Below are 10,135 nucleotides of genomic sequence, written 5' to 3'. Positions count from 1 at the left end.
CGACGGCCGCGAGGACAATCCGGTCAACCTCGATCCCCGCATGGCCAAGCTCGCCGGCGGTGTCCACCGCCTCGACGGCCAGCTGATGGTCGTCCTCGATATCGATCGCGTGCTCGAACTGGTGCCCAAAACAGATTCAAGGACAGCTGTTGCAGCGTAACGCTCCGCCGCGGAGACGGCGGATTCCACAAGGAGGCCAACACATGAAGACATGTCTTGTCGTCGACGATTCCGGTGTGGTGCGAAAGATCGCGCGCCGCATTCTCGAAGGAATGGAATTCACCGTCATCGAGGCCGAGGACGGCGCGGTCGCGCTTGAGGCCTGCAAGCGCGCGCTGCCTGACGCCGTGCTGCTCGACTGGAACATGCCTGTCATGGACGGCTTCGAATTCCTCGTGCAGCTCCGTCGCATGCCCGGCGGCGATCAGCCCAAGGTCGTGTTCTGCACCACCGAGAACGGCATCGACCACATCTCGCGGGCGCTGCACGCCGGTGCCAACGAATACATCATGAAGCCGTTCGACAAGGACATCGTGATCGCGAAATTCCAGGAAGTGGGTCTGCTGGCGCTCGATGCGCCGGCCGAAGCCTAACACCCAGTTTCACCCTTTGCCCTTGCGAGGCTCCCGTGACGCCCCCCGACTACGAGTATCTGCGTAAGCTCCTGAAGGACCATTCCGGTCTCGATCTGTCTGCGGACAAGCAGTATCTGATCGAAAGCCGCCTGCTGCCGCTGGCGCGCAAAAGCGGACTGTCCGGCATCCCCGACCTGGTCGCCAAGATCAGGGCCGGCTCGTCCACCCACACCGTTCAGGTGGTCGAAGCCATGACCACCAACGAGACTTTCTTCTTCCGCGACAAGGTGCCGTTCGATCATTTCCGCGACACCATCATGCCTGAAGTGCTGAAAGCACGCGCCGCGCGCCGCAGCGTCAGGATCTGGTGCGCCGCCGGCGCGACCGGTCAGGAGCCCTATTCGCTGGGGATGTGCCTGAAGGAGATGGGGGCTGCGCTTGCGGGCTGGCGAGTCGAGATCATCGCGACCGATCTGTCGCAGGAGGTGCTGGAGAAGTCGAAGGCCGGCATCTACAGCCAGTTCGAAGTGCAGCGCGGGCTGCCGATCCAGATGCTGGTCAAGTACTTCAAGCAGTCGGGAGAACTCTGGCAGATCAATCCCGAGTTGCGCGCGATGGTGCAGCACCGTCAGCTCAATCTGCTGCACGATTTCTCCCAGCTCGGCACTTTCGATGTGATCTTCTGCCGCAACGTGCTGATCTATTTCGACCAAGACACCAAGATCAACATCTTCAACCGTCTGGCCCGGTTGATGGAAGCCGACGGCTTCCTGGTGCTGGGCGCCGCCGAAACGGTGGTTGGCTTGACCGACACGTTCAAACCCATTCCCGAGCGGCGTGGCCTGTACCGGCCGAGCGGCGTGCGGGCAGCGCTCGCCATGCCAAGGCCTGCCATGGCGGTGGGATATTGAGCGATGACCGAGGACGGCAAATCCGTTGAGCGGGTCACCTTCAGCCGGGGCGTCGATGTCTGCATCATGGCCATCGACGGCACCTGGCGGCGCGACTGCCAGCTCAACGCCATCTCCGACAATGATGCGTCGCTGACCGTCGAAGGTTCCATTCAGGGGCTCAACCTGAAGGAGTTCTTCCTTCTGCTGTCTTCGACCGGGCTCGCCTATCGCCGTTGCGAACTGGTTCGCGTCAACGGTGCCGACATGGACATCAGCTTCCTCAAGGGCAAGCCGAGCAAGCGGCGATCGGCCGCCGACGAAGAGCGGGCCAGGGCCTGACGTCGGGAAGGCCTGATCCGAGCCGGGCGGGCATGGCCTGCCGCTCATCCGAATTTGGAACGGATCGTAGCCTGATGGGTTGAGGCGTCGTCGGGTCAATTCGGGGTGATTGTGCCGAACCCGGCGGTTTGCCGGTCTGCCGGATCAATTCAGCAGACGCGCCGGTGCCTCTGAATCGCGCAGCCGGCCGAGCGCCATGCCAAGGCCGGTATCGCAGGTTTTCAGGGCCGTGGACGCTGCGACATAGCGCGGGGTAACGTCGTCAAGGACGAAGATGTTGGCGGCGGCGTCCTGCTCGGCCAGCAATGCTTCGCGCGCAATCGCCGCTTCGATCAGCCGCAGGCTCGCCTGGACATGGCCAATCAGCGCGACCAGGTCCGTCACGATCAGATTGTAGGGATCGTTGCCCTCGTCCAAACACGCCGCAATGCCGTCCGCCGCTGCATTTTCCATGCATGTTTCTCCACTGTCCCCACTTTTAGGGACCGCGGTGCTACTTGTGCGTTAAGCGGACGTCCCGTACAAATACGGGTCCATTGATCGGGATGGTCGAGTTACTTCTTGTGCAGTCTGGGCAGCACGCTTCACCACTGATGGACGAGACATATGGTTGAGAATGGCGCTCCTCGCGGGGAAATCTTTGTAGTCGACGACGACCCCGCCGTTCGCGAGACGCTCTCCGTGGTCCTGTCGACCGCCGGCTACAAGGTGATCTGCTTTGCGGACGGCGCCGCGCTGCTCGCGGTGGCGCGCAGCAGGACGCCGGCCTGCATCCTGCTCGACGTGCATATTCCGGGCAAATCCGGCCTCGATATCCTCAAAGAGCTGCACGGCGAGGATTATCCGGCGCCGATCTTCATGATCTCCGGTCAAGGCGACATCACGATGGCGGTCAGCGCCATCAAGAACGGCGCGCTCGACTTCATCGAGAAGCCTTTCCGCGGCAACGAGATCGTCAGCCGCCTCAATGAGGCGATCGACGCCTACACAAGGCGTCAGGCCGAGACGTCGGCCTCGCGCATTGCCTCGCTGCACTTTCCGGGCCGCGAGCCGCTCACCCGCCGCGAGCGCGAGGTGCTCGAGCAATTCACGGGCGGCGCCTCCAACAAGGAGGCCGGGCGCCACCTCGGGATCAGCCCGCGCACCATCGAGGATCACCGCGCCAACATCATGAAGAAGCTCGGCGCGCGCAACGCCGCCGATCTGGTGCGCATCGTGATGACGGCGCAGCAAAAATAAGCCAAGGCCGGTTTTACGCTCTAATTTCCTATTGTGGAGCCTGTACGGCGCACGTTCAGCGAGCGGCACGTTTGCGCCGGGCGCGGGACGACATGTCCGGAAATCCTGTATATGCGTGGCACAGGGCAAGCGCCGGGACTGCGCGCGTGCGGGCAATGTCGAGACACATGGCGATGACGAAAAAGAACAAGACCCCGGATCAATTGCGCAGTGCGCGCTGGTTCGCACCCGACGATTTGCGCGCCTTCGGCCATCGTTCGCGCGCGATGCAGATGGGCTACGCGCCGGAGGAATGGCGCGACCGGCCGGTGATCGCGATCATCAACACCTGGTCGGACGCGCAGCCCTGCCACATGCATTTCAAGAGCCGGGTCGACGACGTCAAACGCGGCGTGCTGATGGCCGGCGGCTTTCCGCTGGAGTTGCCGGCGCTGTCGCTGTCGGAATCGCTCTTGAAGCCGACCACGATGCTCTACCGCAACATGCTGGCGATGGATGCCGAGGAACTGCTGCGCGGCCATCCGGTCGACGGCGTGGTGCTGATGGGCGGCTGCGACAAGACCACGCCCGGCCTGCTGCTCGGGGCTACCAGCATGAACCTGCCGGCGATCTATTTGCCGGCCGGGCCGATGCTGCGCGGCAATTGGAAGGGCCGCACGCTGGGTTCCGGCTCGGACGCCTGGAAGTACTGGGACGAACGCCGCGCCGGCAAGATCTCCGACAAGGATTGGGTCGACATGGAGGCCGGCATCGCCCGCAGCTACGGCACCTGCATGACCATGGGCACGGCCTCGACCATGACCGCGATCGCCGAAGCCATCGGCATGACCTTGCCCGGCGCCTCGTCGATCCCCGCGGCCGATGCCAACCACATCCGCATGAGCTCGGAGGCCGGCCGCCGCATCGTCGAGATGGTGTGGGAAGATCTGACCCCGCAGAAGATCCAGACCCGCAAGGCTTTTGAGAACGCGATCACGGTCGCGATGGCGATGGGCTGCTCGACCAACGCCATCATTCACCTCATCGCGCAGGCGCGCCGCGCCGGCCAGGACATCTCGCTCGACGATTTCGAGACCGCAAGTCGCAAGGTGCCTGTGATCGCCAATGTGCGGCCGAGCGGTGACCTTTATCTGATGGAGGATTTCTTCTACGCCGGCGGGCTGCCCGCCCTGATGAACCAGATCAAGCCGCATCTGCATCTCGACTGCATGACCGTGTCGGGCAGGACCCTCGGCGAGAACATTGCAGGCGCCGAAGTCCATAATGACGACGTCATCCGCAGCGTCGAAAACCCGATCTACAAGGAAGGTGCGCTGGCGGTGCTGAAGGGCAATCTTGCGCCCGACGGCTGCGTCATCAAGCCAAGTGCCTGCGATCCGCGCTTCCTCAAGCACACCGGGCCTGCGCTGGTGTTCGACGACTATCCGTCGATGAAAAAGGCGGTCGACGATCCCGATCTCGACGTCACGGCCGATCACGTGCTGACCCTGCGCAATGCCGGCCCGCAGGGCGGCCCGGGCATGCCGGAATGGGGCATGCTGCCGATCCCGACCAAGCTGGTGAAGCAGGGCGTGCGCGACATGGTGCGGCTGTCGGATGCGCGGATGAGCGGCACCAGCTACGGCGCCTGCATCCTGCACGTCTCGCCGGAATCCTACATCGGCGGCCCGCTGGCGCTGGTGAAGAACGGCGACCGCATCACGCTCGATGTCGCCGCGCGCACCATCAATCTCGATGTGCCGGAGGCGGAGCTGGCCAGGCGCCGCGCGGAATGGAAGCAGCCTGAGAAGCGCTTCGAACGCGGCTATGGCTGGATGTTCTCCAAGCACATCAAGCAGGCCAATGAGGGCTGTGACTTCGATTTCCTCGAGACCGGGTTCGGCAAGCCGGTGGGCGAGCCGTCGATTTACTAGCCGTCGTTCCGGGCGATGCGTAGCATCGAACCCGGAACCCATTTCACCACAGCGCTTGCGGCCCGATGGATTCTCAGATGCGCAATTGCGCATCATAGCTCGCGCTTCGCGCGCCCCGGAATGACGAACGGAGCACCATGTCAAAACTCAGCGACACCACCCGCAACAAGCTGAAATCCGTCTCCACTGCCACCGTCGCGACCGCGTTGTTCAAGCGCGGCTTGCGCATCCAGATGATCCAGGATGTTCACCCCCTGAGCCCGGATCAGCCGACCATGGTCGGCGAAGCCTTCACGCTGCGCTACATGCCGGCGCGCGAGGACCTCAACACGATCGAGGTGTTCCGCGATCGTGCGCATCCGCAGCGCAAGGCGATCGAGGATTGCCCCGTGGGTGCCGTGCTGGTCATGGACAGCCGCAAGGATGCGCGGGCGGCGTCGGCCGGCGCGATCCTGGTGACGCGGCTGATGAAGCGCGGCTGTGCCGGCGTCGTCACCGATGGCGGCTTCCGCGATTCGGCCGAGATCGCGCGGCTCGGCTTCCCGGCGTTTCACCATCGCCCGAGCGCGCCGACCAATCTGACGCTGCATCAGGCGATCGAGATCAATGTGCCGATCGGTTGCGGCGATGCGCCGGTGTTTCCCGGCGACGTGATCCTCGGCGACAGCGACGGCGTCATCGTGATCCCGGCGCATCTTGCCGACGAGATCGCGGGCGAGACCTTCGAGATGACGGCGTTCGAGGATTTCGTCACTGAGCAGGTCCAGAACGGTCGCGGCATCTTCGGCCTCTATCCCGCGACCGACGAACAGACGCTGAAGGATTTCGCGGCCTGGCGGAAGGCGAAGGGAAGGTAGGCGCCGCCGCCATACCCTCTGCCGTCGTCCGTGCTGTGCCATTGCCATACATTCCGCCGTCGTCCCGGCGAAAGCCGGGACCCATAACCACAGGGAGAAATTTGGCGAAGACTGGTAGTTGCGGTGCGTGCCGTGGTACCGCGACTTCCCCGCTCGATAGATCACGCGGTATGGGTCCCGGCCTTCGCCGGGACGACGATGGGGAGCGGCACGACCGGTCCCGGATTTCGCTGCGCTCCATCCGGGCTATGATCTACACCTCCGCCTTGTCCGCCATCCCGACCGCCCACAGCGCGAACGCGTAGACGATCGCGACCTCGTCGAGGCGGTTGAAGCGGCCGGAGGCGCCGCCGTGACCGGCGCCCATGTTGGTGCGCAGCAGCACCGGGCCGCCGCCGCGCATGGTGGCGCGCAGCCGCGCGATCCATTTCGCCGGCTCCCAATAGGTCACGCGCGGGTCGGTGAGCCCGCCCATCGCGAGGATCGCCGGATAATCCTTGGCCGCGACATTGTCGTAGGGCGAATAGGACAGGATGGTGCGGAAATCCTTCTCGCTCTCGATCGGGTTGCCCCATTCCGGCCATTCCGGCGGCGTCAGCGGCAAGGTGTCGTCGAGCATGGTGTTGAGCACGTCGACGAACGGCACCTCGGCGACGATGCCGGCGAACAGCTCGCCGGCACGGTTGGCGACCGCGCCCATCAGCATGCCGCCGGCCGAGCCGCCATGGCCGACGATGCGTTTCTCACCGGTGTATTTCGCCTCGATCAAGGCGCGGCCAGCAGCGGCGAAATCGTCGAACGTGTTGGTCTTCTTCTCGCGCTTGCCGTCGAGATACCAGCCCCAGCCTTTGTCGGCGCCGCCGCGGATATGCGCGATCGCATAGACGAAGCCGCGGTCGACCAGCGACAGCCGGTTCGCCGCAAACGACGCCGGCATCGCCATGCCGTAGGAACCGTAGCCGTAGAGCAGCAAGGGCGCCTTGCCGTCACGGGCAAAGTCCTTGCGATGCAGGATCGAGACCGGCACCTGCGCGCCGTCATGCGAGGTCGCCATGATGCGCGTGGTGACGTAGTCCGCCGGGTTGTGGCCGGACGGAATCTCCTGCCGCTTGCGCAACAGGCGCGTCCGCGTCGCCATGTCGTAGTCATAGACTTCGGACGGCGTCGTCATCGACGAATAAGCGAAACGCAGATTGGTGGTGTCGAACTCGTAGCCGCCCATGGTGTCCAGCGAATAGGCGGCCTCATCGAACGCGATCGCGTGCTCCTCGCCGCTCGTGAGGTCGCGGATGATGATCGCCGGCAGCGCGTTGGCGCGCTCCAGCCGCACCATGTGGCCGGCATAGAGCTCGACGTCGAGCACATAGACGCCCTCGCGATACGGGATCAGGTCGCGCCAGTTGGCGCGCTCGGGCGTGGCGAGCGGCGCGGTGACGACCTTGAAGTCGATCGCGTCGTCGGCATTGGTTAGGATGAACAGCTCGTCGCCGCGGTCGGCGATCGAATATTGCACGCCTTCCTCGCGCGCCGCGATGAGGCGCGGTCGTGCGTCGGGATTGGAAAGGTCGATCAGCCGCTGCTCCGAGGTCTCGTGGTCGCCGCCGGCGATCACGCAGAAGCGGCCGCTGGCGCTCTCGTGCAGATGGGTGAACCAGCCGGAATCCTGCTCCTCATAGATCAGGGTGTCGTCGGCCTGCCTGGTGCCGAGCTTGTGCCGCCACACCTGCATCGGGCGATGATTGTCGTCGAGCTTGACGTAGAAGAAGCTCTTGGAATCCGCGGCCCAGACCACGCCGCCGTCGGTCTCCTCGACGAGATCGTCGAGATCGCCCCCGGTGGCCCAATCGCGCACCCGGATCGAGAAATATTCGGAGCCCTTGGTGTCGGCGCTCCAGGCATGCAGGCGATGGTCGTTGGAATGCCCGCTGCCGCCGAACTTGAAATATTCGTGGTCCTTCGCCAGCGCGTCACCATCGAGCACAACATGCGCGTCGCCGCCGTCGCGCGGCATGCGGCAGTACAATTCGTGCTGGCCGCCCTCGCGGAATTTCCTGAAATAGGCGAACGGGCCGTCCGGCGAGGGGACACTGGAATCGTCCTCCTTGATACGCCCGCGCATCTCCTTGACGAGGCGCTTCTGCAAGCCGTCGGTATGGCCGAGCAGGCTCTCGGTGTAGCCGTTCTCAGACTCGAGATAGCTCCGGATGTCGGGGTCGAGGATCGAGGGATCGCGCAGCACCTCCTGCCATTTCGGATCCTTGATCCACGCATAATCGTCGGTCACCGTGATGCCGTGGGTGGTGAAGGAATGCGGCCGGCGCGGCGCGACAGGGGGCGATGTTGTGGTGGCGGATTTGGTCACACGATCCTCATGGTGCGGGGTTCCGCTTTATATCGGGATGAATGTGGCGATTGCCAGATGGTCGGGGTCCCGGTTTCCGCCGTCATTGCGAGGAGCGAAGCGACGAAGCAATCCATGGCCCCGCACATGCGGACCGATGGATTGCTTCGCGGAGCCTGTCATCCGGCGGCGCTTTGCGCCGACCGGGTGGCTCGCAATGACGATGTGGACAGGGCGCGCTACCCGTTCCGCAGCTTGGCGCCCGCGTTGCCGCCGGAAATCGGGATCTGGTTCACTGCCAGCACGACTGCGAATGTGATCACCAGCATTGCGATGCCGAGCACCGCGATCGCGGCGAGGTCGCCGCCTTCGTTGAGATCGTAGATCAGGACCGACAGCACCTTGGTCTGCGAGGTGAACAGCACGATCGCCGCCGACAGTTCCCGCATCACGCCGATGAAGATGAAGCACCAGGTCGCGATCACGCCGGTGCGCAGCAACGGCGCGGTGATCTGGCGCAGCGCCTGCAGCCGGGTCGCGCCGAGGATGCGGCTTGCTTCCTCGAGTTCGGGATGGATGGTCGCGAACGCCGCCTGCAACTGCTGATACGCCGAGGGCAGATTGATGGTGAGGAACGCCAGCAGCAGGATCCACAGCGTGCCGTAGAGCACGAAGGGCGGCCGCGTGTAGCTGAGGAACAGGCCGACGCCGAGCACGATGCCGGGCACCGCGACCGGCGCAGTAGCGAGGAAGCCGAGCACGCGGTGGCCCGCGATCACCTTGCGCGTCGTGACATAGGCGATGACCAGCGCGAGGATGGTGCCGATCGTCGCGGTCGCGGTACCCAAAATTACGGTGTTCTTCAGCGCGAGCTGCGTCGACGACAGCTCGGTGAACACGAAGACGATGTTGTGCAGCGTCGCCGTCGACGGCGTCACCAGCGTCGTCGCGTTCGGCGAGAATGCGGCGTTGAGCAGCGCGAGGTAAGGCAGGAAAACAGGATTGAGCAAGACCAAAAGGCAGAAGCCGAGCGCGGCCCAGCGCCAGCCGCGCAACTCGACCCGGCGCGGCGCGCCATATTTGCCGCCGACCACCGAATAGCCGCGGCGTCCGAGCAGGGCCTTCTGGCCCTGCAACAGCAGGATAGTCAGCACCAGCAGCGGCACCGCAGCGGCGGCCGCGAGCTCGAGCTTCGGCGGGTATTGGAACAGGCTCCAGATCTTGGTCGTCATGGTGTGGAAGCCGGCCGGCAACGCCAGGATCGCCGGCGAGCCGAACAGCGTCATCGCCTGCAGGAAGGCGATCAGCGCGCCTGCGACCAGCGCGGGCAGCGCGAGCGGGATTGTCACCCGCCGCGCCGTGGTCCAGGCGTTGCCGCCGAGGATCGCGGAGGCCTCCTCCAGCTCGCCCGGCATGGTGTCGAGCGCATTCGCCACCAGCACGAACACGAACGGAAACGTGTAGCAGGAGATCACGAAGATGATCCCGCTCATCGAGTAGATGTTGAACAGCGCGTCGGCATCCTCGCCGGCGAACAACCGGTAGAGCTGGTTCAGCAGCCCCGAGTTCGGCGCCGCCAGCAACTCCCAAGCGACGGCGCCGAGGAACGGCGGCGTCACGAACGACGCCGTCACCAGCGCGCGGATGGTCTGCCGGCCCGGCATGTCGGTGCGCGACACCAGCCAGCTCAGCGGCGCCGCGACGGTGCAGCAGATCAGCGCCGACGTGGTGGCAATAATTGCGGTGGTCAGCAGCGGATCGAGAAAATCGGGATTGCTGAATAGCGTGACGAAGTTTTGCAGCGTCGGATGGCGGTTCTTGTCTGTGAAGGCGTACACCGCAAGCCACGACAGTGGCAGCAGGATCAGGAGGATGCACCGAAGAGCTTTGCCGACCTGCTCGATCCCAAGGGGGTGGGGAAGAGGGTGAAAGGCCACCCGGCCGATCGCGGCACCATCATGACCACCTGTCGCTTTGA

At 64.5% G+C, this 10,135-nt stretch carries 9 protein-coding genes and 1 pseudogene; 7 read left to right on the top strand and 3 right to left on the bottom strand.

The window, feature by feature from the left end; genetic code table 11:
• The 4 genes and pseudogenes from FNJ47_RS51885 to FNJ47_RS41010 form a co-directional block, all read left to right on the top strand.
• A pseudogene (locus FNJ47_RS51885) lies at window positions 1-160 on the top strand (chemotaxis protein CheW); the annotation flags it as partial.
• Between the two features lie 43 nt (window positions 161-203).
• Window positions 204-593: a response regulator gene (locus FNJ47_RS41020; protein ID WP_163161856.1), complete on the top strand. Its 390-nt coding sequence runs from the start codon at window positions 204-206 to the stop codon at window positions 591-593.
• A gap of 35 nt (window positions 594-628) precedes the next feature.
• On the top strand, window positions 629-1,486 hold the full coding sequence (locus FNJ47_RS41015; protein WP_163161854.1) for a CheR family methyltransferase: 858 nt from the start codon (window positions 629-631) through the stop codon (window positions 1,484-1,486).
• Window positions 1,487-1,489: 3 nt separating this feature from the next.
• The gene (locus FNJ47_RS41010) at window positions 1,490-1,807 is read left to right on the top strand and encodes a PilZ domain-containing protein (RefSeq protein WP_163161852.1); all 318 of its coding nucleotides are present in this window, start codon (window positions 1,490-1,492) and stop codon (window positions 1,805-1,807) included.
• Window positions 1,808-1,951: 144 nt separating this feature from the next.
• Here the strand turns inward: FNJ47_RS41010 and FNJ47_RS41005 are convergent, their stop codons facing one another.
• A complete protein-coding gene (locus FNJ47_RS41005) occupies window positions 1,952-2,224 on the bottom strand; it encodes a hypothetical protein (RefSeq protein ID WP_236000409.1) in 273 nt (90 codons plus the stop codon).
• 189 nt (window positions 2,225-2,413) lie between these two features.
• Between FNJ47_RS41005 and FNJ47_RS41000 the strand changes: the two genes are divergently transcribed.
• From FNJ47_RS41000 to FNJ47_RS40990, 3 genes are all read left to right on the top strand, one after another.
• Complete coding sequence (locus FNJ47_RS41000; protein WP_163161848.1) at window positions 2,414-3,046, top strand: response regulator transcription factor; 633 nt, start codon at window positions 2,414-2,416, stop codon at window positions 3,044-3,046.
• Between the two features lie 173 nt (window positions 3,047-3,219).
• On the top strand, window positions 3,220-4,959 hold the full coding sequence (araD, locus tag FNJ47_RS40995) for an L-arabinonate dehydratase (RefSeq protein ID WP_163161847.1): 1,740 nt from the start codon (window positions 3,220-3,222) through the stop codon (window positions 4,957-4,959).
• A gap of 137 nt (window positions 4,960-5,096) precedes the next feature.
• Entirely contained in the window at window positions 5,097-5,816 is a 720-nt protein-coding gene (locus FNJ47_RS40990) for a ribonuclease activity regulator RraA (protein WP_163161845.1), read from the top strand.
• Between the two features lie 253 nt (window positions 5,817-6,069).
• On the opposite strand, the gene FNJ47_RS40985 is transcribed toward FNJ47_RS40990, so the two are convergent.
• Complete coding sequence (locus FNJ47_RS40985; protein WP_163161843.1) at window positions 6,070-8,178, bottom strand: prolyl oligopeptidase family serine peptidase; 2,109 nt, start codon at window positions 8,176-8,178, stop codon at window positions 6,070-6,072.
• A gap of 218 nt (window positions 8,179-8,396) precedes the next feature.
• A complete protein-coding gene (locus FNJ47_RS40980) occupies window positions 8,397-10,094 on the bottom strand; it encodes an ABC transporter permease (protein ID WP_347341785.1) in 1,698 nt (565 codons plus the stop codon).
• Between the last annotated feature and the right edge of the window lie 41 nt (window positions 10,095-10,135).

Origin of the sequence: Bradyrhizobium uaiense, assembly GCF_010811875.1 — a bacterium.
GTDB classification, from domain to species: domain Bacteria; phylum Pseudomonadota; class Alphaproteobacteria; order Rhizobiales; family Xanthobacteraceae; genus Bradyrhizobium; species Bradyrhizobium uaiense.
The sequence above is the reverse complement of the archived record's forward strand: the minus strand, read 5'-3'. Positions and strand labels throughout refer to the sequence as shown.